At 69.0% G+C, this 21,499-nt stretch carries 16 protein-coding genes; 6 read left to right on the top strand and 10 right to left on the bottom strand.

Annotated features, from left to right (window positions below):
* Positions 1 to 138: 138 nt before the first annotated feature.
* From OV287_RS01265 to OV287_RS01290, 6 genes are all read right to left on the bottom strand, one after another.
* Positions 139 to 1,233, bottom strand: coding sequence for a hypothetical protein (locus OV287_RS01265; RefSeq protein ID WP_267532118.1), 1,095 nt, complete (start codon positions 1,231 to 1,233; stop codon positions 139 to 141).
* 16 nt (positions 1,234 to 1,249) lie between these two features.
* Positions 1,250 to 2,662 (bottom strand): vWA domain-containing protein, encoded by a 1,413-nt coding sequence (locus tag OV287_RS01270; protein ID WP_267532119.1) that lies wholly within the window; start codon positions 2,660 to 2,662, stop codon positions 1,250 to 1,252.
* 105 nt (positions 2,663 to 2,767) lie between these two features.
* Positions 2,768 to 5,287, bottom strand: coding sequence for an ATP-binding protein (locus OV287_RS01275; protein ID WP_267532120.1), 2,520 nt, complete (start codon positions 5,285 to 5,287; stop codon positions 2,768 to 2,770).
* A 131-nt stretch (positions 5,288 to 5,418) separates the two neighbouring features.
* A complete protein-coding gene (locus OV287_RS01280; RefSeq protein WP_267532121.1) occupies positions 5,419 to 7,926 on the bottom strand; it encodes a sensor histidine kinase in 2,508 nt (835 codons plus the stop codon).
* Positions 7,927 to 8,024: 98 nt separating this feature from the next.
* Entirely contained in the window at positions 8,025 to 9,692 is a 1,668-nt protein-coding gene (locus tag OV287_RS01285; protein ID WP_267532122.1) for a sensor histidine kinase, read from the bottom strand.
* A gap of 90 nt (positions 9,693 to 9,782) precedes the next feature.
* Complete coding sequence (locus OV287_RS01290) at positions 9,783 to 10,295, bottom strand: GreA/GreB family elongation factor (protein ID WP_267532123.1); 513 nt, start codon at positions 10,293 to 10,295, stop codon at positions 9,783 to 9,785.
* 63 nt (positions 10,296 to 10,358) lie between these two features.
* Here OV287_RS01290 and OV287_RS01295 point away from each other — a divergent pair, with 63 nt between their 5' ends.
* The gene (locus OV287_RS01295; protein WP_267532124.1) at positions 10,359 to 10,640 is read left to right on the top strand and encodes a rhodanese-like domain-containing protein; all 282 of its coding nucleotides are present in this window, start codon (positions 10,359 to 10,361) and stop codon (positions 10,638 to 10,640) included.
* A gap of 135 nt (positions 10,641 to 10,775) precedes the next feature.
* Positions 10,776 to 12,767 (top strand): ELWxxDGT repeat protein, encoded by a 1,992-nt coding sequence (locus tag OV287_RS01300; protein ID WP_267532125.1) that lies wholly within the window; start codon positions 10,776 to 10,778, stop codon positions 12,765 to 12,767.
* Positions 12,768 to 12,852: 85 nt separating this feature from the next.
* On the opposite strand, the gene OV287_RS01305 is transcribed toward OV287_RS01300, so the two are convergent.
* The 3 genes from OV287_RS01305 to OV287_RS01315 all read right to left on the bottom strand — a co-directional run bounded on the left by OV287_RS01305 (position 12,853) and on the right by OV287_RS01315 (position 15,572).
* A complete protein-coding gene (locus tag OV287_RS01305; RefSeq protein WP_267532126.1) occupies positions 12,853 to 13,185 on the bottom strand; it encodes a hypothetical protein in 333 nt (110 codons plus the stop codon).
* Positions 13,186 to 13,309: 124 nt separating this feature from the next.
* On the bottom strand, positions 13,310 to 14,587 hold the full coding sequence (locus tag OV287_RS01310; RefSeq protein ID WP_267532127.1) for an MFS transporter: 1,278 nt from the start codon (positions 14,585 to 14,587) through the stop codon (positions 13,310 to 13,312).
* Between the two features lie 64 nt (positions 14,588 to 14,651).
* Complete coding sequence (locus OV287_RS01315) at positions 14,652 to 15,572, bottom strand: alpha/beta fold hydrolase (RefSeq protein WP_267532128.1); 921 nt, start codon at positions 15,570 to 15,572, stop codon at positions 14,652 to 14,654.
* A gap of 247 nt (positions 15,573 to 15,819) precedes the next feature.
* Between OV287_RS01315 and OV287_RS01320 the strand changes: the two genes are divergently transcribed.
* Complete coding sequence (locus OV287_RS01320; RefSeq protein ID WP_267532129.1) at positions 15,820 to 17,106, top strand: phytoene desaturase family protein; 1,287 nt, start codon at positions 15,820 to 15,822, stop codon at positions 17,104 to 17,106.
* Positions 17,103 to 18,065, top strand: a complete 963-nt coding sequence (locus tag OV287_RS01325) for a sigma-70 family RNA polymerase sigma factor (RefSeq protein WP_267532130.1) — start codon at positions 17,103 to 17,105, stop codon at positions 18,063 to 18,065. The genes OV287_RS01320 and OV287_RS01325 overlap by 4 nt, the downstream gene beginning before the upstream one ends.
* A gap of 152 nt (positions 18,066 to 18,217) precedes the next feature.
* On the opposite strand, the gene OV287_RS01330 is transcribed toward OV287_RS01325, so the two are convergent.
* A complete protein-coding gene (locus OV287_RS01330) occupies positions 18,218 to 19,033 on the bottom strand; it encodes a prolipoprotein diacylglyceryl transferase (protein WP_267532131.1) in 816 nt (271 codons plus the stop codon).
* 426 nt (positions 19,034 to 19,459) lie between these two features.
* Here OV287_RS01330 and popC point away from each other — a divergent pair, with 426 nt between their 5' ends.
* Together popC and OV287_RS01340 are read left to right on the top strand one after the other, a co-directional pair.
* Positions 19,460 to 20,881, top strand: a complete 1,422-nt coding sequence (gene popC / locus OV287_RS01335; protein ID WP_267532132.1) for a subtilisin-like protease PopC — start codon at positions 19,460 to 19,462, stop codon at positions 20,879 to 20,881.
* A 55-nt stretch (positions 20,882 to 20,936) separates the two neighbouring features.
* Entirely contained in the window at positions 20,937 to 21,335 is a 399-nt protein-coding gene (locus tag OV287_RS01340; protein ID WP_267532133.1) for a hypothetical protein, read from the top strand.
* Positions 21,336 to 21,499: the final 164 nt, after the last annotated feature.

Raw genomic sequence — 21,499 nt, forward strand, 5'->3', positions numbered from 1 at the left:
GAGACACAACGTCTCCTGGTGAAGCCGGCGAGTGCTCGCCTGCTTCTCCTCCTCTCGTTATCGGCGAAAAACGGGGGGCTGTTGCGTAACGGTGTGTGAATTCCGCTGAGGCTCAACGCATGCGTCGAAGCGGGACGCTCAGCTCATCACCTTGGTGGATTCGGGCAGCGGGGCCGGAGCGGGTGCACCCGAGTCCTCCTGGCCCAGTGCGGCAAGCTTGCGCGCGAGCTGCTCGGCCTGAGCGCCCTTGGAGGCCACGTCGCCTCCCTTCACGCCCACCAGGGACACGCGGGCCCGCTCCAACAGCGCCACCTGGGCGTGCAGTTGCGCCAGCAACCGTTCCCGCTTGCGGCCCAGCAAATCCAGGTGGTTGAGCTCCTCGCCCAGCGACGAGGCCGCCAGCTCCAACTGCCGCCGCGCCACCGAGTCCGTCGCCGCAGCCGCCTTGGCTCGCAGCTCCTTCACCTGGGCGTCCACGTCGCCCTGTTGCACTGCGCGCAGCTGTGTCTCCAACTCCGTGTGCGACTCGGCGAGGGCGAACACTTCGCGCACCATCTTCTCCAGCACGCCCACCAGCTCCGACTTCCCCGGCCCCGCCGTCAGCCGTGCCGTCTCCTTCTGGCACTGCCGGTACAGCGTCACCGCGCGTGCCACCAGACCCTGGGCCTCGCCGGACATCTGCTTCTCCAGCGCCATGCCCCGTGCTTCCACCGCGTTGCCGTGCACCGACACATGCGCCGCCAGCATGCCCACGCTCCAGAAGAGCGCCACCGCCGTCAGGCCCAGCACCGCGCCCACGGCCCCCAGGCGCCCGTCGAAGAGCCGCGCGTCCATCACCGTCTTCACGTACAGCCCCAGGGGCACCATCGCCCCCGCGCCCACCGCGCCGGCCACCACTTGCATCGGCCTGGGCTTCCACTTCGTCCCCAGCCAGCCCACCACTCCGGCCGCCAGCGCGCCCATGCACGCTTCACCCAGGGGCCAGGGGACGTACAGCATGTCCGGGAGGTTCAGCAGCACGGGGAAGCCCAGCAGCATCCCCACGCGCACCTTCCAGTCCGTGCGTGCCCCGGCCAGCGCCGCCCCCGCCACCGCGAAGAAGCCCGCGTCCACGTGGATGTGCATCCTCGAGGCGGCTACCGCCAGCAGGCCCGCGGCTGCTCCTCCACCCAGCGCACGCAGTGTGCGCACCTCGAAGTCCTCGCGATCCTGGAGCTGTACCGACAGGGGCATGGCTGGGCTTTCCTGGTTAGTCTGTGCCGTAGGAGTTGTTCTGTCCGAAGGTCTTCAGCGACTTGCGATGAAGCTGTAACGCCTCACGCTTCACGGAGGTTTCATCCTGGGCGTTGAGATAGGCTGCCTTCGTCCGGTCCACGTCCGCAAGCTCCCCCGCGAGCGCATCCGCCGAGCTGCCGAACAGGGTCCGGGCGTTGTCCAGCATGCCCAGCGCCTTCTGCCGGTTGCCCCGCTTCATCTCCTCGGCCGCCGCCTGCATCTCCCGGGCCCCGAGCGCCCTCACCGCGTGCACCCGCACCTCCTGGTCCAGGTGGGAGCGCACCTCCTCCTCGTCCTCCGTCACCTTCGCCGCCAGCGCCAGCGCCACCTCCACCAGTCGGTCCGCCTCCACGTCCTGGTAGCGGAGCTTCACTCCCAGCACCGTCCGGTCCGCACTCGTGGTCTCCAGGGCCAGCGTCAGCTTCACCACCACCTGCACCTCTTGCCCGCCTGCCAGGTCGTACAGTGGCACCACCAGGGTGCGGCCCTCACGCCGCGTCGACACGCCCATCACCTCCGCGTCCACCACCCCCTCGGGTAGCTCCAGCCTCAGCGCCACCCCGCGCGCCAGCGTCCCCGCCGCCTGCTCCAGCTCGCGCCGGAGAATGTCCGCCAGCTTCTCCGAGTCCTGAATGTAGCCGTAGAAGCCGCCGCCCTGCTCGGCCAGGCCCCGCATCAGCCGCTCGTTGAACTCGTCCCCCACGCCCAGGCCGCTCACCGTCATGCCCTCGCGCTGGTAGTTGTCCGCGAGCTGGAGCAGCTCCCGGTCCTCGACGAGGCCCTCCGTGGGGTGCCCATCGCTGAGCAGGAGGAGCCGGCTCACCCGGAAGCTCTTCACGTACGGCCGCAGCTCCTGGGCCGCCGCCTGCATGCCTCCGCTGATGTTGGTGGCGCCCTCGTCCTCGATGGCGTCCACGAACGCCAGCATCTGCTGGCGAGCCTCATCCGTCACCAGCTGGCTGGGGAAGACGCGCACATCCGAGCCGTAGTGCACCAGCGCCAGCCGGTCCTCCTCGCCCAGGCGCTGCACCAGTAGCCGCGCCGCCTGCTTCGCGTCCGTCAGCTTCTGTCCGCGCATGGAGCCCGAGCGGTCGATGACCAGCGCCAGGCTCACCGGCACGCGCTTCACCTCGCGGGGCTGGTCCGCGCGCGCCGTCAGCACGGCGTAGGCCTCGCTCTGCCCGGCCATCAGGTACGCCCCGGACAGCTTGCCCGTCAGCGTCAGCGCGCCGTCCTTCGCCGTGACGGGAGGCAGCACCACCCCCGTGGGCGTCTCGCCGGGCCTGGCCACGGTGTGGCTCGTGTCCTTCTGGCGGGGCAGGCCCACCACCCCCGCCACGAGGGCGAGCACGGCGGCGGTGACCAGCAGCAGGGATGTCCGGTTCATCGGAAGACCTCGGAAGGCGGGGAGGGCGGGAAGGACAGCCTGACCCAGGTGCCCCGTTTTCCCCATCCGTCACCAGGAGGAGGGTCCGACAACTGGAGGATGCCGTCAGTTCCCCACTGTCGCCGCGTTGCTCAGCACCAGCTCGCGCACGATGCGCCGTACCGCCGTCTCGTCGAAGGGCTTCTCCAGCGTGGGGTTGGGCACCCGAGCCAGGAAGTCTCGGGCTCCCTGGGTGAAGGCACCGCCGGAGACGAAGACGAAGCGCCGCTCCAGCCCCGAGCCGGCCTGCTGGATGGCCTCGTACAGGTCCTTGCCACCCAGGTCCGGCATCATCACGTCGCACAGCACGGCGTGGAAGCGCGAGTCCGCCGACAGCTTCTCCAGTGCCTGCCGCCCGCTGGTGGCCAGCTCCACCTCGTGCTCGCGCAGAATCCGCTTCAGCGCACGTCCCACCGCCGGCTCGTCGTCCACGATGAGCACCCGTCCACGCTGGGTGATGGGGATCTGCGGTGCGGCCATCGGCTTCTCCACTCGGGCCCCCTGCTCGGCCGCGGGCAGCACCACCCGCACCGTGGTGCCCTGGCCCTGCTGGCTCTCCACGGAGATTTCACCGCCCAGGCTGGTGATGATGCCGTGGCAGATGGACAGGCCCAGTCCCGTGCCCACCCCCACCTGCTTGGTGGTGAAGAAGGGATCGAAGATGCGCCCTATCACCTCGGGGGAGATGCCCGTGCCCGTGTCCCGCACCTCCACCACCACCCGGCCCGGCTCGCCCGCGCGTGTCACCAGGCGGATCTCATTCTTCTCCGCCGCGCCCTCGGGGATGGCCTGCGCCGCGTTCACCACCAGGTTGAGGAACACCTGGCACAGCCGGCCCTCGTTGCCCTTCGCGTGCAGCGTCGGCCCGTACTCGCGCGTGAGCCGCGCCCGGTGCTTGATTTCATTGGCGGCCAGCATCACCGCCGAGTCCAGCACCGCGTGCAGATCCACCGCCTCCTGCCGCTCCTCGTCCGGACGGGAGAAGGACTTGAGCTGGCGGACAATCTGCCGCACGCGCTCGGCGCCCTCGCGGGCCTCCATCAGCACCGAGCGCCACTCGTCCACCTCGGGCCGCGCCACCAGGCCGCCCGGCAGCACCGAGGGCATGCGGCGCATCTCGTCCAGGAGGAAGCCCAGGTTGGAGATGACGAAGGCCAGCGGGTTGTTGATTTCGTGGGCGATGCCCGCGGCCAGCGTGCCCATGGAGGCCATGCGGTCCGTCAGCGAGAGCTGCGACTGAAGCTTGCGCTGCTCGGTGACGTCGCGCGCGATGGACACCACGGCCGGCTCTCCGTCGAAGAGCAGTGGCAGCGAGGCGAACTCCGTCACCAGCACCGTGCCGTCCTTGCGCCGCAGGCGCTTCTCGCCCGTCACCAGCGACACCATGCCCTCGGGTGTCGGCGGCTCGTCCACGAGGAACTCCTGGAGCTGCCGGTTCATCAAGTCCTGCGGACGCTCGAAGCCCAGGGCCGTCACCAGCGCCGAGTTGGCGTAGATGATGTGCTCGTCGCGCTGGATGGCCGCTGGCTCCGGCACGCCCTCCAGCAGCAGGCGGAAGCTGGCCTCGGACAGCTTGAGGGCCTCCTCGAACTGGCGGCGCTCGGTGATGTCCCGGGCAATGCCCTCCACGGCCACGCACAGCCCGGTGGCGTCCAGCACCGGCGTCACCACTTGCTGCAACCACACCAGCCGCCCGTCGCGCCGGGTGAAGCGCACCACCACGGGCGCGTCCGGCATCCGGTGCGGCTCCGACAGCAGCTGCTCGAGGAGCGGCATGTCCTCCGGGTGCACCTGGCGGTGCCAGAGCCCCGGGTCCCGGTAGTGCTCCTCGGGGGTGAAGCCCAGGCTCTTCGTCACCACGCCGCTGATGAAGGCGAAGCTGCGCGTACCCGCCAGCTGGTAGCGGTACAGCACATCCGAGGCGTTCTCCGCGATGCGCCGAAAGCGCAGCTCCCGCTCACGCAGCGCCCGCTCGGACTGCCGCTGCTCCATGGCCAGCGCGATGGCCCCGGCTGCCGCCCACAGCAGGTCCACCTCCAGCTTGTCCCACTCGCGCTCTTCCGTGCAGTTGTCGAAGCCGATGAAGCCCACCAGCGTGCCATGCACCCACAGGGGCAGAATCAGCAGCGAGCGGATCTGCTGCGGCTCCAGCGCCTCCCGCTCCTCTGGCGGCAAGTCCTTCACCAGCCCGCACAGCACCTGGCCGCGCGACAGCAGCTCGTACAGGTGTGGCATCTGCTGCTCCAGCGGCATGTTCTGCATCGCTGGGTTGTGGAGCTCCGGCTGCACTCCAGGCACGCACCACTCGGCGCGCTGGCTGAAGAGCTGGTTGCCATCCGGGGAGCGATGCGCCTCGAAGATGTACGCGCGGCTGGCGTCCGAGGCCTCTCCCAGGGGTGCTACCAGCCGCTCGAAGAGGTTCTCCGAGGCAGAGGCCGCCAGCAGCCGCTGTTGAATCTCCACCACCGCGGTGAGGTAGCGCTCGCGACGAGCCAGCGCGTCCGGGGACGCCCGCCGCTCGGCGAGGTCCCGGTAGCGCTGCTCTTGTGGTGGAGTGGCGTGGGTCTGCTGAGGCTTCGGGTGCATGAGGATGAGCGGGGGCTTCGGTCCAACGGGTTGGGGAGCCCGAGGGAACCGCCTCGTTGGAGAATTACGATAGCCTGCCTACACCCTTCTGCACCATCCTCCAAGAAAACGCGTCTTCCCGTTTTCTAGCCTTAACTGGCCACGGCGGCCGCGAGAGTGGCTGGCACCTCGCGGGGCAGGCGGACGTGGAAGCAGCTCCCCAGTTGTGCGCCGGGACTCTCCGCCCAGATGGCGCCCCCATGGCGCTGGACGATTTCCCGGCAGATGAAGAGTCCCAGGCCCAGGCCGCCGAAGTGGCGCGCGGTGGCATTGGAGGCGCGGGCGAAGGGCTGGAAGAGCAGGGCGATGCTCTCGGGAGGGATGCCGATACCCTCGTCGCGCACCCGGAGCTCCACCGCCTCGGGGGACAGGTGGAAGCTGACGCGCACGGTGCCGCCCTGGGGCGAGTAGCGCACGGCGTTGGCCAGCAGGTTGGTGATGACCTGCTCCAGGCGGGGGCCGTCCCAGACGCCCTCCACGGCCTGGGCGGGGGCGTCGAGGACGAAGCGCAGCCCCTCGTTGCCCCTCAGCTCGAAGCGCTCAATCACCTCGCGCACCAGGGGCAGCAGGTCCAACGGGGCGCGCTCCAGCTCGAAGCGGCCGGCCTGAATCCGAGAGGTGTCCAGCAAGTCGTCCACCAGCCGGGTGAGCCGGTCCGTCTGTCGGGCCATGGAGCGCAGGGCCTTGAGGGTGCGCTCACGCTCGGGGAAGTCGCCGCCCTTCTCCATGCGGCTGAGGGTGAGGGCGGCGAAGCCCTTGAGGGGCGTGAGGGGCGTGCGCAGCTCGTGGCTGGCCACGGAGAGGAACTCCTCGCGCAGCCGCACCGCCTCGCGCAGCTCGCCCTGGGCGGTCTCGGTGCGGGCAGCCATCTCGTTGAAGCCGCGGCACAGCCCGCCCAGCTCGTCATCCTCCTCCTCTGTCACGCGCCGGGACAGCTCGCCCCGGCCGATGGCGGCGGTGGCCTCCACCAGCGTCTCCAGGCGGCGGATGATGTCGCGGGCCACGAACTGCGAGAGGGCCAGCATCAGCAACACGCCGAGCGCGAGGGTGGCGATGAAGGCCACGCTGGTGCGGGTGATGGCGCGGTAGGCGATGCCCATGTCCTGGGCGACGACGACGCTCCACTCGGTGCCGGGCACGGGAGCGTCCGCGGCCAGGAGAATCCGTTGATCTTCCGGGCCAAACGTCTCCACCACGCCCTCCTCACTGGTGGAGAGCTGCTGGCGCAGGACGCCGGGCAGGTGGGCCTCGCTCAGCAGGGGCGCGCCGGGCTGGGTGTCACGCAGCAGCAGCAGGCCGCGCCGGTCCAGCACCTGCACGCGGAAGCGCTGGGCCGCGGGCGTCACGGCGGCGGACAGGCGCTCCAGGGAGAGCAGGCCCACGAGCATGCCGTCCAGCTTTCCGTCCTGTTTGAAGGGCAGGGCCACGGCGACGTGGGGCAGGTCCAACGAGCTGATGTATGGGCGGGAGATGTAGGGGGCGCCGGTGCTCATGACTCCGGCGTAGTAGTCGCGGTGGGCGAAGCTCCCCAGGCCCTTGGTGCCGTAGGAGGCGGCGAAGCCCTCGCCGTCCTTGTCCACGATGATGGCGGCGTCGAAGGCGCGGGCCTGGGCGGGGAGGTTGTTGAGGTAGAGCGCCACCTGCTCGGGGTCCCTGCGCGCGTAGGCCTTGCGGAAGCCGGGGGACTCCAGCAGCAACTGCAGGGACTCGCGCGCATCGTCGAGGTAGCGCACGAGGAAGTCCGCCTCGCCGGCCGCGGCGCGGATGGTGTCGTCGCGCACCTGGCGCTCGATGGCGCCCTGGGCCAGCCAGGCCGCGAAGCCGCCCAGGGCCAGCAGCGGCACCACGCCGGCGAAGGCCAGCCCGCGCAGCAGCTTGAATCCCACGGTGCGGGGAGCGCGCGGGTGGAAGCCGGCCGCCGAGGCCACGCACGCCAGGGTGAGGATGAGGTAGATGCTGGCGCCCGGCCCCGAGCCGATGCGGGCCAGTGCCCAGGCCAGCAGCGAGAAGTCCACCGCGAGCACGCCCAGCAGGATGCGTGGCAGCCGGGGCCAGCGCTCACTCACGGGGGCCAGCAGCCCCGCGCCACAGCCGATGAAGATGAGCCCCATGGGCACCAGCATCGGCGCCACCGAGGCGTAGAAGACGGGGGGGAAGCGCTGGCGCGCCACCAGCATGAGCAGGCCGAAGGCGAGTGCGATGAGCGCCACCACGCCGCGGAACACCTCGCGCCGCCGCCACGCGGGGGACGTCTCCAGCGCCAGGCCCGCCAGCAGCAGCGGGTAGAGGATGGCGCCGGTGAGGCCGCCGGTGCGCACGTTGAGCACCCACCAGTACAGCCCGGTGACAGCGCCGAAGCCCACGCGCCCCAGCACGTCCAACCAGCGCGGCGCATGGGGGTAGAGCATGGTGGCCATGAGCACGATGCTGCTGCCCAGGTAGGCCACGCCCATGGTGCGCACATGCGGGTAGAGCGGCCGGAAGTACGCCGCGTGGAACTCGTAGGGCGCATACGTCATCGCCACGCCGAAGATGAGGCCGAACACCGCGGCGGGCCAGGTGAGGGGCAATGATGGCGGGCGAGCTGGCTCGGCTCTCATGCAGCATCCTTCCAAGCAGCTTGCCCGGCCCAAATCCACCGCCCGTGAGTGATTCGTCCATCGTCCGACACGTGGGGTGTGGGGAAGGGTGCTCTCCATCAGCCAGTGGCCTGGAGCGGTAGCTCCACGGTGAAGGTCGCGCCGGCGCCTGGGGCGCTCATCACGCTGACATGGCCGCCCAGTGCCTCGACGATCTGGCGGGTGATGTAGAGGCCCAGGCCGAGGCCGCCGTAGTGGCGGTCGGACACGGCGCGTTCGAAGCGGCCGAAGAGGCGCGGGAGGCTCTCGGGGGAGATGCCGATGCCCTCGTCGCGCACCACGAGGCGGGCGCACGTGGTGTCGGCCGACACCTGCAGACGCACGGGCTTGCCGGCGCCGTACTTGAGGGCGTTGGACAGCAGGTTGGTGACCACCTGCTCCAGCCGCAGCCTGTCCCAGGAGCCCACGGCGGGGCCGGAGAGCTCCAGGTGGATGGGGCTGTGAGCCTGGGTGGCGGGTAGCTCGAAGCGAGCGGCCACGTCCTGGACGAGCGCGGTGAGGTCCACCTGCTCCAGGTCCAGTCGCAGGCGGCCGGCGTGGATGCGGGTGACATCCAGCAGCTCATTGACGAGCGCGTTGAGGCGGCCGGCGTTGCGGTCGATGTTCTCCAGCTTGGCCATGAGGGAGGAGGGAGTCTGGCCGGCCTCGCCACGGCGAGCGCTGCGCAAGAGCGACTGCACGTTGAGCTTGAGGGAGGTGGTGGGGGTGCGCAGCTCGTGGGCGGCGACGGTGAAGAACTCGTCGCGCTGGGCCACGGCCTGGCGGGACTCGCGGAAGAGCAGGACGTTGTCCACGGAGAGGGCCACGCGGTCCGCGAGGTCCTCGGCGAAGTGCAGGTCCTCCATTCCGAGGGTGCGCGGGGTGAAGGTGAGGAGGATGAGCGCGCCCAGGGGCCGGCCGCGCGCGCGCAATGGCACGGCGAGCAGCGAGTGCGGCCCCAGGGCCTCCATGAGGCGCAGGTGCTCGGCGTCGCGGGTGAGGGACTGGAGGAGGGAGGGCGTCAGCTCGGTGAGCAGCTGGGGGGTATCCTGGGGCAGCATCAGCCCCATCAGGCCGGGCTCGCCGGTGGTCTGGGTGGAGGCACGCCGCAGCACCTCGTCGAGCAGCGCTTCGTGGACGGGCTCGTTGGCGGCCGTCTCGAGCAGCAGCGGCTGGCCCCGGCTGTCCATCACCTGGAGGACGCAGGCGTCGGCGATCAACGGGACGCAGCGGCGGGCCAGCTCATGCAGGGCGCTCTCCACGTCCAGCGAGGCGGTGAGCAGGTGGCTGGCGCCGGCGAGGAAGCCTGTCTCCAGCTCCTCGCGCTTGCGGCGGGTGATGTCGTTGAACCAGATGGACAGCCCGTCGCCGCGCTTGAGGGCGACGAGGCGGAACCAGCGCTCGCGGTTCGCCAGGGGGAAATACACCTCGTCCACGTAGGGCTCGCCGGTCTCCACCACGCGGGCGAAGCGGGTGTGGACGCCCCGGCTGCGCGCATCGGGGAGCAGCTCGACGATGCCCCGGCCGAGCACGAAGGCCAGGGTCATGCCCATCATCGTCTCGGCGGCCGAGTTGGCGTATTGCCACCGGAAGTCCACCAGCTCGCCCGTGTTGTTGCGCACGGCGGACACGGCCATGTAGCCATCGGGATGGTCTACCGCGAAGGCCCAGTCATCCACGGGCGAGGGAGTGGGCTCCTCCGGGCACTCCGGACGGATGCTCTTCGCGGCTCCAAGGAGCTTGGACATGGCGCGCGACCTCCTCTGGCGCAGGACCCCCCAGCGCCTGCGTTCCCCGGAATCGTGGAAGAAGGCGCGGGGCGGATCAAGCCAGGGGGCTCACGCGATCTCGAGGACCGTCCACTCGCGTACCTCGCCGGCCAGCGTCACCTCGATGGTGTCGCCCGCACGACGTCCCATCAGCGCGCGGCCCACGGGGGAGGCGGGGGTGATGACGGAGAGGAAGCCATCGCCGCCGGGGCCGGTGAGCTCGGTGCCGGCGCCTACGGGGAGCAGGAAGAAGGTGCGCTCGGAGAAGCCCTCCTCGTCCTCGGTGGACACGTCGATGAGGGCGCCGAGGGCGACGGGGCTCTTGCGCGAGAAGCGGGGGACGCCTTCCTGCTGGAAGTCGGAGAGGGCTTTGATCTCCTCCTGGACGCGGCGAGCGCGCTGGGCCTGGCCGGTGGCGAGGCTGCCGTACTCGATGACGGCGCGGCCATCCTCTTTCTTCTCGGACTCGGTGGCGAGGGTACGGGCGGCCTCCCGGGCCTCGAGCTCGGCGCGGTGGGCGAGCCGATCGCTCTGGCGCAGCCGATCGGCGAGTTGGTCGAGGAGGGCGTGTTTGTCCAACATGGTGCGACGGAACTGTAGCGTCCCAGCACGAGGGCTCCAGTTTCCGGCTAAAGTCCGGCGGCCATGACGCCGAAAGAACTGTCGGAGAAGGCCCGGGAGCTGGTGGGCCAGGGGTGGGTGTTGCTGGATGTGCGGACGCCGGATGAGTTCCGGCAGGGGCACCCGGAGCCGGCGCGCAACATTCCCGTGCAGGAGCTGCCGCAGCGGGTGGGCGAGGTGGGCCCGCCGGGGACGAAGGTGGTGGTGTACTGCCAGGCGGGAGGGCGTAGCGCGATGGCGACGCAGATCCTCCGGGCGCACGGCTTCACGGACATCTTCGATCTGAAGTCCGTGAACTACTGGTAGCTCACAGCGGCGGTGCTCGAGCACGACAAGTGAGGCCACCTCCCGGTTTCCTATCCCTGGTGGGACGGGCTTCATAGGATGCGGCCGAGCTCGTTCGTAGCTCCGGCATCAACATGCTGACTCTGGGGGTCTCACATGAATGATTTTCTCAACTCCTTCGGCCGTCTCGTCCTGCTGGGCGCGCTCGGCACGGGGGCAACGGCCAGTGCCCAGGTTTCGACCCTGGTGAAAGACATTCGCCCGGGCACGACCGGCTCGGCCCCGAGCATCCCGGCCGCTCTGGGCAATGTCTTCGTGGTCGCGGCGGATGATGGCACGTCCGGCACCGAGCTGTGGGTGAGTGACGGCACGGCCGCCGGCACCTCGCTGCTCAAGGACATCCTGTCCGGTTCGGCGGGGAGCTTCACGGATTCGCCTCAGTTCGTGGTGGCCGGCTCCAATGCCTTCTTCGTCGCGAACGATGGGACCACTGGCTTCGAGCTGTGGAAGACCGATGGCACGGTCGCTGGCACCACCCTCGTCAAAGACATCTTGCCGGGGCCCAACGACTCGTTGCCGATCCTCGGCACGGCGATTGGCAACACCGTGTACTTCTATGCCAACGATGGTGTCACGGGCCTCGAGCTGTGGAAGAGCGACGGAACTTCCGCCGGCACCACCCTCGTCAAGGACATCCGGACCGGCACCGGCACCGGCCCCCAGGGTCTCATGGTCCGCATTGGTTCCACGCTCTACTTCTCTGCCTTTGATGCCACGACCGGCGTCGAGCTGTGGAAGAGCGACGGCACCACTGCTGGCACCGTCATCGTCAAGGACATCAACCCGGGCACCAACTTCTCGGATCCCCAGTCCCTCGTCGTCGTGGGAGACTCGGTCTACTTCGCCGCTGACGACGGCACCACGGGCTACGAGCTGTGGAAGAGCAACGGCACGGATACCGGCACCACCCGCGTCACGGACCTGGCGCCGGGGAGCACGTCGTCGTTCGAGAACGTGGCGCTCTTCGCCGCGGGCAACCGCGTCTACTTCGTCAGGACCACTGCGGCCGAGGGCGAGGAGCTGTGGGCGAGTGATGGCACGGCGGCCGGCACCGCCCTGGTCAAGGACATCGCCCCGGGGAATGCCTCCTCCATCCCCACGTCCTTCATGGCCGTGGGCTCGCAGGTCTTCTTCATCGCGGACGACACCTCCAACGGCTCCGAGCTGTGGAAGAGCGATGGCACGGAGGCGGGCACGGTGATGGTGAAGGACATCCAGCCCCGCCTGGGCGGGGGCATGTCCACGGGGCGGTTGCTGAATGCCTTCGACGGCAAGCTGTTCTTCACCGCGGATGATGGCGTGAGCGGGCCCGAGCTGTGGAAGACGGATGGCACCGAGAGCGGCACGTCGCTGGTGGAGGACCTGCGGCCGGGCAGCCCCGGCTCCGAGCCGCAGTGGGCCAGCCGGTTCGGCACGTCCATTCTCGTCGCTGAGGCGGACGCGGCGGCGGGCAACGAGATCCGGCTGCTCCAGTCCTCGGCCCTGGATACCTCGCTGCCCGTGGTCGTCGCGACGCTGACGGGCACCCTGGCCGCCAATGGCTTCTACACCACCGACGTGGGGGTGAGCTGGTCCGTGGCCGATGCCGACTCCCCCATTACCAGCTCGACGGGCTGCGATGCGACGACTGTCACCACCGACAGCACGGGAGTGACCCTCACGTGCGTCGCCACCTCGGGAGGCGGTACGAGGAGCGAGAGCGTGACCATCAAGCGGGATGCGACGGCTCCGGCGCCCACCTGCCCTGCCAACCAGAGCGCCACCGCTACCGACTCGCGCGGCGCCAGCGTGACCTATCCGGCCGCTACCGCGACGGATGCCATCGACCCCGCGCCGGCCATCACCTACAGCCAGGCGTCCGGCAGTACGTTCCCGGTGGGCACCACCACTGTTACCACCACCGCGCGCGATGCCTCCGGCAACTCCGCCACCTGCACCTTCACCGTCACTGTGAGCAATGGTGGAACGCCCAACCCGAACGAACCGGGTTGTGGCTGCGGCGCGAGCCCTGCCTCGTCGGGCTCCGTGTGGGCCCTGCTGGCGCTGCTGTCGCTGGTGGCCACGCAGAAGGCGCGCCGCTCCGTCTAGGCGTCGCACCCACGCAGAATGAAGCCCGGTCGGGTTCGCCCCTGCCGGGCTTTTCTTTTGGGCGAGTGGGCCTCGTGCCTGCGGCTCACTGACAGCAGGTGATGTCGGCGTACCGGTAGTAGCCCGGGGTGGAGCAGGCGTCGTGCGTGGTGACGGCGGAGCCGTAGTAGCCCGAGGGGCAATAGGAAGCGGTGTTCATCTTCCAGTAGTCGCGCGTCTGGCAGGTAGGCTGGGGATCCTGGTTGTAGAGGGTGATGCAGGCCATCGCTTGGATCGTGCCCGGGCCCTCCTCTCGGGGCGGCGCGGACTGGGCCTGCTCCGACCGGGACGCAGCCGGCTCCGCGCCGGCCAGCTCGCTCTCGCCGCAACCGGCGAGCAGCAGGGAGACCACTGCGAGAACACGGAGCGACTTCGTCATGTCCTGCCTCCTGGTGAGTCCTCTCGGATCAGCCGTGAGGACTCCAGGATAGCATGGAAATCATGAATTGAGTGCTGTTCGTGGGCCCCGTCCCACCCTGCGGGCTCCACGAGGAGGAGGGCCCTCAGGACAGGGCCGGCTCGGTGGACGGCTTGGGAGCGGCGGGCTGCTCGCGGATGCCGGTGAGGACGAGGAGCGCCGCGGCGACGAGCGCGCCCAGCATCACGTGGAAGCCGGTCGAGTAGTCATTGTTGTTCCACGCGATGACCTTGCCGATGAGGATGTTGGTGATGAACCCGCCAATCTGGCCGCCGGTGTTGATGAAGCCCGCGCCCGAGCCCATCAGCTTGGGGGGCACGAGAATCATCGGCAGGGCCCAGAAGGCGCCGGCGGCCATGAAGAGCAGGAAGCCGGCGATGCACTGAGCCACCATGTACAGGACGGGGTCGTTGATCTGCGTGAACAGGTAGAGGCAGACGCCGCCGATGGCCTGGCAGCCGAACACCAGGTACTTGCGCCGGCCGCGGAACCAGCGGTCCGACACGTAACCGGCCAGCACGCAGCCGATGCCGCCGAAGAAGAACGGGAGCGCCCCGACGAGACCGGTCTTCGTCAGCGAGAGCTTCTTCACCTCGAGCAGGTACGTGGGCAGCCAGTTGAGCCAGCCGTACATCGTCAGGTTGTAGATGAGGGCGACGAAGAAGAGCACCCAGATGGAGGGCGAGCTGAGCAACTCGCCGAAGCTGGCCTTCTCCAGTGTCTGCTCCGAGTTGGCGGCCTCGGAGCGGCTGTCGCGCTCGAACTCCGCGCGCTCCTCGGGCGAGACCTTCGGGCTGTCTTGGATGGAGTTGGTGATGTAGAGCCAGGCCACCAGCACGCAGACCACCCCGGCACCACCGAGGGCATAGAAGCTCGCGCGCCACCCGAGGATGGGCAGGAGCGAGGCGAGCAGCAGCGAGGAGATGGCGGGCCCGAAGGCCACGGACGAGAGGATGACCGAGTTGGCGGTGCTGCGGTTCTTCTTCGTGTACCAGTTGCTGATGACCTTCCAGACGGCGGCCGGGAAGATGCCCTCACCGATGCCGAAGAGGAAGCGCACCGCCAGCATGCTGACGAGCCCTCCGACCACGCCGGTGAGTGCGGTGAACACGGACCACCAGGCCAGCGCGGCGAGGATGACCTTCCGGGGACCGATGCGGTCGGCGAGCATTCCTCCGGGAACCTGGAAGAGCGAGTACCCCAGGAAGAAGGCGCTGAGGATCCATCCAATCTGCTCGGGGCCGACCTTGAGCTCATCGCGGATGAACGGGATGGTCATGTTGATGGCCATCCGGTCCAGCCAGGCCACGAGGTAGCACAGGAGCACCGCGAGCCCGACCTTGTAGCTGGTCTTGAAAGTCATGGGTCGGGAGCATACTTGCGAGGATGCTCCGCCCACTAGCGACCGGACTTCCGGTGCCGGACTGCTACTCCCGGTGCGGACCGCGCAGGAACTCCTTCACATCGTGGACGAAGCGCTGGGGCTGCTCGACGTGGGGGGCATGGCCGGTCTCGGTGTAGAGCGCGAGGGTGGCGCGGGGCAGGGCCTGGGCGAGGGCCTGCTGCTCGGCGACGGAGAAGAAGCCATCGCGATCCCCTCCGACGACGAGGGTGGGGACGGAGAGGGTGCCGAGGCGCGCGGCGTGGTCCTCGGCGATGAGGCCATCGAGGGAGGCCTTCCAGACACGAGCGGGGACCTTGAGACTCTCGGAGACGGCGGTGTCGAGGAAGGAGGGAGGGATGGGGCGGTAGAAGGTGCCGGCCTGGAAGTCGCGGACGAAGGCGGGGTCGATGGGATCCGAGAGGGTGTCCACGTAGGACTTCAGCTCGGCGGCGACGGCGTTGCCGTGGACGGTGGGGGCCGAGCCGATGAGGACGAGGGCCTCGACGCGCTGAGGGTGTTCGAGGGCGACCTGCTGGGCGATGAAGCTGCCCATGGAGTGGCCGACGAGGACGGCGCGCTGGATGCCCTGGGAGTCGAGGAAGGCGACGACATCGGAGGCGAAGTCGGATTGAGAGTAGCAGCACTCGGGGCGGGAGGAGTCGCCATGGCCGCGCTGGTCGAGCGCGTAGACGTGGAAGCTCCTGGGGAGGAGGGGCAGGACGCGCTCGAAGGAGAGATACGAGTCGGTGTAGCCGTGGAGGAGGACGAGGACGGGGCCGTCCTTGCGACCCTGCTCGACGTAGTGCATGCGGACGCCGGTGGAGAGCTGGACGGAGGCCTTGCGGAAGGAGGCGGACGCGGAGGCGAGGGCCTGGGCGTCCGAGGTGGAGGGGGCCTGGCTGGCGTGGGCGGTGCAGGCGCTGAGGGAGGAGGCGGCGAGCAGCAGAGCGACGTGAAGCTTCATGGAGAAACTCCGGGCCAGAGGGTGCGAAGCGGGCGGAAGCTAACGAAGGCCCCTGACACCCACTGCAGACACCCTCTGCACCCGCGAGCCCATTCCTAATCCCTCCCTCCATCCCTCCCTCGCCCTCCGGGAGAGGGTCGGGGTGAGGGTATCCGGACCCCGAAATCCTCCCTGTGTAACCTTTCCGAGCCCCCCGTCGTGGTCCCTGTGAGCGCGAGAAAGAGCGGCTCGTAAAAGGGAGCGGACCATGAAGAAGAAGACGGACGTGGTGGTGGTGGGTGGAGGGCTGGGGGGACTGGCGGTGGCGGTGATGCTGGCGCGAGGGGGGAGGAAGGTGACGCTGTTGGAGAAGTCGAGGCATCTCGGGGGCCGGGCGCACACGACGGAGGTGGAGGGCTACCGCTTCAACCTGGGGCCGCACGCGCTGTACCTGGGGGGAGCGGCGGTGCGGGTGTTGGAATCGCTGGCGGTGCCAATGCAGGGAGGCTGCCCACGAGGAGAGGGCAGCTTCGCGCTGAAGAATGGCCACCTGCACTCGATGCCTGCGGGAGCGGTGTCACTGCTGATGACGGACCTGCTGGGAGCGGCGGGCAAGCTGGAGTTTGGGCGGGTGATGACGGGGCTGTCGCGGGTGGACGCGGAGAGGCTGGAGGGCCGGAGCCTGCGCGAGTGGCTGGACGAGCACGTGACGAGGGCGGAGGTGCGCGAGGTGGTGGCGGCCTTCTTCCGGGTGTCGACGTACTGCGCGGACGCCAACGCATTGGCGGCGGACGTAGCGGTGGCTCAGTTCCAGCTGGCGAGGAAGGGAGTCCGCTATCTCGACGGGGGCTGGAGCGAGCTGGTGAAGGCGCTGGCGGGGAAGGCGAAGGAAGCAGGGGTGGAGGTGGTGGGCTCGGCGAGGGTGGAGTCAGTGGTGCGGGAAGAGGGGGCGACGCAGGCCCGAGTGCGAGGCGTGCAGCTGGCGGACGGAACGGAATACGAAGCGGAGGCGGTGGTGGTGACGGGGGCGCCGAGGGACGTGTCGGCGCTGCTGCCGGGGGACGAGGTGGTCGCGGGGTGGGAGGCGGAGGTGAAGCCGGTGAAGGCGGCGTCGCTGGAGGTGGGGCTGTCGAAGCTGCCGAGGCCGAGGGCGCTGTTCGCCTTGGGGGTGGACAGGCCGTGGTACGCGTCGGTGCACTCAGCGTGGGCGAAGTTGGCGCCGGAGGGAGGGGCGATGGTGCACGTGGCGAAGTACCTGGGAGGGGGAGAGACGGAGGCGAGCGAGGGAGAGCTGGAAGGGGTGCTGGACGTGCTGCAGCCGGGGTGGAGGGAGCACGTGGTGACGAAGCGCTTCCTGCCGGGGCTGACGGTGATGAACGCGCTGCCGACGAAGAGCCTCGAGCGGAGGCCAGGGCCTCGAGTGGAGCACGTGCGAGGGCTGTACGTGGTGGGGGACTGGGTGGGGAGCGAGGGGCTGCTGGCGGACGCGACGCTGGCGAGCGCGGAGACGGTGTGGAGGCTGCTGAGCACGGAGGCGGGAGCGCGAGCGGCATGAAGCAGACGGCACACGAGGCGCTGGAGAGGGCGGCGCGGGAGCACGACAAGTTCCTGTGGGGGCTGTGCTACCGGATGACGGGGGTGGCGGCGGACGCGGACGAGCTGGTGCAGGAGACGTACGCGCGGGCGCTGACGTCACCGCCGGGGAGGCTGGAGGAGGTGCGCCCGTGGCTGACGCGAGTGGCGGTGAACCTGGCGAGGGACCGGCTGAGGAGGAGGAAGCGGGAGGGGTACGTAGGCCCGTGGCTGCCGTCGCCGGTGGAGACGGGGGAGGAGGCGGTGCCGTCGGTGGAGGCGGAGCTGCCGGGAGGAGGGACGACGGAGGGGCGCTACGAGCTGTTGGAGAGCGTGTCGTTCGCGTTCCTGCTGGCGCTGGAGGCGCTGACGCCGAGGCAGCGGGCGGTGCTGCTGTTGAGGGACGTGTTCGACTACTCGGGGATGGAGGTAGGGGAGTGCCTGGGGATGAGCGAGACGAACGTCAAGGTGACGCACCACCGGGCGAGACAGGCGATGGAGAAGTACGACCGGGCGAGGTGCGTGCCGACGAGGGCGTTGCAGGAGCGGACGCGGGAGGCGCTGCTGGGCTTTCTGGGAGCGCTGGCGTCTGGGGACGTGGAGGCGGCGGAGGCGTTGCTAGCGGAGCCGGTGAAGGCGCTGACGGACGGGGGAGGGGAGACGTACGCGGCGCGGGTGCCGGTGGTGGGGCTGAAGAGGGTGTCGCTCTTCTACCGGCGGGTGCAGGAGATGCGAGGCACGCCGGACGTAGTAGAGCTGCGGACGCTCAACGGCCTGCCAGCGGTGGTGGCCAGCTGGAACAACAGCTCACCGGGGGCGGCCGCGAGGGTGGTCATCCGGGTGGAGCTCGACGAGGCGGGAAGAATCACCGAGGTGCACTCGGTGCAGGCGAGCCGCAAGCTGGCGGGCCTGCGCCCCTCACCTCCGGCAGACCAAAACTAAGAACTCGGCGTCTCAAACCGAGCACCATCCCCTCTCCCCTCGGGAGAGGGACGGGGTGAGGGTATCCGGTCCTCAGGTTGAGCCCGTGTATGCCCCCTCTCCCTCTGGGAGAGGGCTGGGGTGAGGGTCTACCCGAGAGACCCGCGACCCCATTACCGCGCCTGTGGCTGAACACTCCCACCCGAGCCAACGGCGGGAGAATCCTTCTGCGCGGGGGAGTGCCACTTCGCGAGGCCATAGAGGCCGAAGGCGACGAGGGCGAAGCAACCGAACTGAGCGGGTGTCAGGCCGAAGTACCGAGCATCGACATAGGAGAGGTCGGTGGCGCGGAGGGAGTCGAAGAAGAAGCGGCCGCAGGCGTAGAGGATGGAGAGCAGTGGGAGGAGCCTTCCGCGGAGCATGCCGGCATTTCGCAGGATGATGAGCAGGCCGGAGATGGCGAAGAGGAAGGCGGCGTCATAGAGGCCGAGGTCGTGGCGGGGCCCCCCGAGGGACGCGGGGAAGTTGACGGCGAGGAAGAAGTCGGTGCGGACGCCGGGGTGGTCGTGGACGGCGAAGCAGCCGAGGCGGGCGATGGCCCAGCCGGGCGTGACGGCGAGGGCGAAGGAGTCGGCGTAGTCGCGGAAGCGCAGCTTCTTCAGCTTGAAGAAGACGACGGCGGCGAGGATGCCGCCAATCAGCCCGCCGAAGGAGGACAGGCCATCCCACACCTTCAGAATCTGGAAGGGGCTCTTGGAGAGCTCCTCGGGGTGGTAGGCGAACAGGTGGAAGAGGTGTCCCACGACGACACCCACGCCCACACCCCACGGGGCGTAGTCCTGGAGGGGCGTGGCATCGAGTCCGTCGCGCTCGGCCATTTTGGCCAGCCGGTGGGCGGCGAAGAGGACGCCGAGCGCCACGAAGATGCCGAAGGGCTCGAGGGTAATGGGGCCGAGCGGGATGGAAGGCGGTTTGATGTAGGGAATCAAGAGTCTCTCCGGCGGGGGGACGGCGCACAGCCTGGGCTCCCCTTACCACCTGGTGGCGAACAAATGTGGGGGGGGAGGCGCTTCCCTGTCCTCACCCCGGGAGCAGGCAGGCGGGCGCAAACTCTCCAGCGGACATTCCATCCGGCCGCTATTTTCCGACCTGCCACAACCCGTATTACGCTTCCTACCCGTGAATCGTTTCCGGTTTCGTACGTTGTGACAGTCATCCACTGGAACGCACGGGGGGCCGATGACGTCCAGAGCGGAGATATCCGCGATTCATGTCAGGGGGGGCCGCTCTATTCGCACTGTGAGCCGACGGTGTGAACAAAGACGGTGTCCCACCCCGGCTCCGCGAGGGTGGGGCCGGCGTCCCTGTGGCCGTCAGTCGGTCAGTACAGTCGGTATTCTGTAAAGGAGCGCACCATGAAGTCCTACCTCCTGGTTCCGAAGGAGTCGATTGAGACCCAAGCCCGTCCGGGTGTGCGGGGCACGGAGCAGGGAGAGCGCGTGCTGCAGCGCACCACCGCCCTTCAGTTCATGATCAGCGGGCGGGCGCCGGACATGCTTCGCAGCCTTGGTTTGCGCTCCGCCACGCTGCCTGGGCGTCTGCCAGAGGTGAGCAGGCCTCCCACCCAGGCGAAGAAGAAGACGGCCGCGAAGGGCCGCAGCCGCAAGAACGAAGTCCAGGTGTCGGTGAACAACGACGGCCCGGTGATGGAGCCGGCCACGGCCTCGGAGGTGGGCACCTACCGCCACATGCCGCTCATCGGCGCGACCATGGCGCACTTCACCTCGGAGCAGGCCGAGCGAGTCGCCAAGGAGGAGCTCGGGCGGGACTTCGAGTTCATCCCGGACACGGTGCAGCTCACCTTCCCGGGCCCGGTGTCCGCGGGGCAGATGGGCCCGCGCAACCAGGGTCTGTCCTCGCTCGTCAACCGCGAGTGGCCCGAGGAGTGCGGCATCAACTCTGCCCACGCCCAGGGGATTAAAGGCGCTGGCGTGATGCTCGGCATCCTCGACACCGGAGTGGACGCGGACCACCCCGAGCACCAGAACCGCATCATCCAGTTCCGCTACGTCTCGCTCTTCCCCAACTCGCCGCACAACCCGGCGCGCGACGTGCGTGGCTTTGACCCGGATGGCCACGGCACCCACGTGGCGGGCATCGCTGCGGGCGAGTTCCACGGCGTGGCGCCGGAGGTGGACCTCTACGTCGCCTCGGTTATCGAGTCCGAAAGCATACGGACGAGCCTGGGCCGGGTAGCCGCCGGTATGGAATGGCTGCTACACCAGTTCTCACGTCCTGAGAACGCCACCCGTCCGGCGGTGGTGAACATGTCCCTGGGGTTCCCCGTGCAGCCGCCTCAAGGTGTCAGTGACATGGAGTACCGGCTGAACATCCGCGCGCTGCAGACGCTGCTGCGTCGGCTGGTGGACTCCAACGTCCTGCCCATCGTGGCGGCCGGCAATGGAGGCGCAGGGACGGCTGGCTACCCAGCAGCCTTCCCAGAGGCCCTGTCCGTGGGGGCGGTCGACTTCTCGCGCCGGGTGGCCAGCTTTTCGGCCAGCGGCGTGGTGAACCAGCGATCTGTTCCTGACCTGATGGGTTACGGCGTGAACGTCTACTCGAGCACAGAACGAAGGTGTAACAACCAGGCGTTCTATGAACGAATGAGCGGAACGAGCATGGCTGCCCCTTACGTCGCTGGGCTCGCCGCGCTATATCGCTGCCGTTCCCCGGACTTGACGGCACTTGAAGTCAGGGATTTGATTCTAGACAATGTGCTGAAACTGCCCAAGACGCCTTCAGGGCGCGCGGGTAGGGGTCTGGCTGTTTACAAGTGATGGCGGCTACCAGGGCCGGCGCCAGTCGAGCGCCGGGCCTGCGGGAGGAAGCAGGATGAGCAGGAAGACAGCCACATCGCCGCGCCGGGCCTCCGGCCATTTTCCCAAGATTTCCGCGGTCACTCCGCTGCCGGGCTCCCGTGTCGAGAGCTCGCAGGGGTGGATCGAGGCCCTGGTCATGCCCCGGGAGGAGCCCGGAGCTGCCTGGCAGCCGTCCATTTCCCGAGACCGCTCGCACGTGCACAAGAGTGCCATGGAGCAGAGCAAGCAGTTCCGCGACTCGGTGCTGAACTTCCTGCAGGCCCATCACCTCATGGGCGCTGTCAGGTGGATCAGCGAGCCGGGCTCCACGGAGATGGTGACGCTCTACTGCACGCCCCGCGTGTTGGAGCAGCTCCAGCGCTCGCCGCAGTTCGATGCCGGCCGCACTGCTGGCCTTGAGATGTACACCTGAGCCATCCCCTCAGTTGAGACACCTGAGCGGGGCTCGAGGTTCCCCTCGGCGTCGGGACTCCCGGACTGCGTGCGGTTCGCTCGGCTCCCTCGACTCGCGGGGCTCGCTGCCTGGGATGGCGCGCCCTCGCCTGCCGTGCTCGACCTTCCGAGCGTCCCGTCTAT

Source organism: Archangium lansingense (genome assembly GCF_026626635.1).
GTDB classification, from domain to species: domain Bacteria; phylum Myxococcota; class Myxococcia; order Myxococcales; family Myxococcaceae; genus Archangium; species Archangium lansingense.

What these genes read in the sequence shown, in the direction of transcription:
- OV287_RS01265 (WP_267532118.1), bottom strand. Translation starts at nt 1,233, where the DNA reads ATGCCCCTGTCGGTACAGCTCCAGGATCGCGAGGACTTCGAGGTGCGC.
- OV287_RS01270 (WP_267532119.1), bottom strand. Translation starts at nt 2,662, where the DNA reads ATGAACCGGACATCCCTGCTGCTGGTCACCGCCGCCGTGCTCGCCCTC.
- OV287_RS01275 (WP_267532120.1), bottom strand. Translation starts at nt 5,287, where the DNA reads ATGCACCCGAAGCCTCAGCAGACCCACGCCACTCCACCACAAGAGCAG.
- OV287_RS01280 (WP_267532121.1), bottom strand. Translation starts at nt 7,926, where the DNA reads ATGAGAGCCGAGCCAGCTCGCCCGCCATCATTGCCCCTCACCTGGCCC.
- OV287_RS01285 (WP_267532122.1), bottom strand. Translation starts at nt 9,692, where the DNA reads ATGTCCAAGCTCCTTGGAGCCGCGAAGAGCATCCGTCCGGAGTGCCCG.
- OV287_RS01290 (WP_267532123.1), bottom strand. Translation starts at nt 10,295, where the DNA reads ATGTTGGACAAACACGCCCTCCTCGACCAACTCGCCGATCGGCTGCGC.
- OV287_RS01295 (WP_267532124.1), top strand. Translation starts at nt 10,359, where the DNA reads ATGACGCCGAAAGAACTGTCGGAGAAGGCCCGGGAGCTGGTGGGCCAG.
- OV287_RS01300 (WP_267532125.1), top strand. Translation starts at nt 10,776, where the DNA reads ATGAATGATTTTCTCAACTCCTTCGGCCGTCTCGTCCTGCTGGGCGCG.
- OV287_RS01305 (WP_267532126.1), bottom strand. Translation starts at nt 13,185, where the DNA reads ATGACGAAGTCGCTCCGTGTTCTCGCAGTGGTCTCCCTGCTGCTCGCC.
- OV287_RS01310 (WP_267532127.1), bottom strand. Translation starts at nt 14,587, where the DNA reads ATGACTTTCAAGACCAGCTACAAGGTCGGGCTCGCGGTGCTCCTGTGC.
- OV287_RS01315 (WP_267532128.1), bottom strand. Translation starts at nt 15,572, where the DNA reads ATGAAGCTTCACGTCGCTCTGCTGCTCGCCGCCTCCTCCCTCAGCGCC.
- OV287_RS01320 (WP_267532129.1), top strand. Translation starts at nt 15,820, where the DNA reads ATGAAGAAGAAGACGGACGTGGTGGTGGTGGGTGGAGGGCTGGGGGGA.
- OV287_RS01325 (WP_267532130.1), top strand. Translation starts at nt 17,103, where the DNA reads ATGAAGCAGACGGCACACGAGGCGCTGGAGAGGGCGGCGCGGGAGCAC.
- popC (WP_267532132.1), top strand. Translation starts at nt 19,460, where the DNA reads ATGAAGTCCTACCTCCTGGTTCCGAAGGAGTCGATTGAGACCCAAGCC.
- OV287_RS01340 (WP_267532133.1), top strand. Translation starts at nt 20,937, where the DNA reads ATGAGCAGGAAGACAGCCACATCGCCGCGCCGGGCCTCCGGCCATTTT.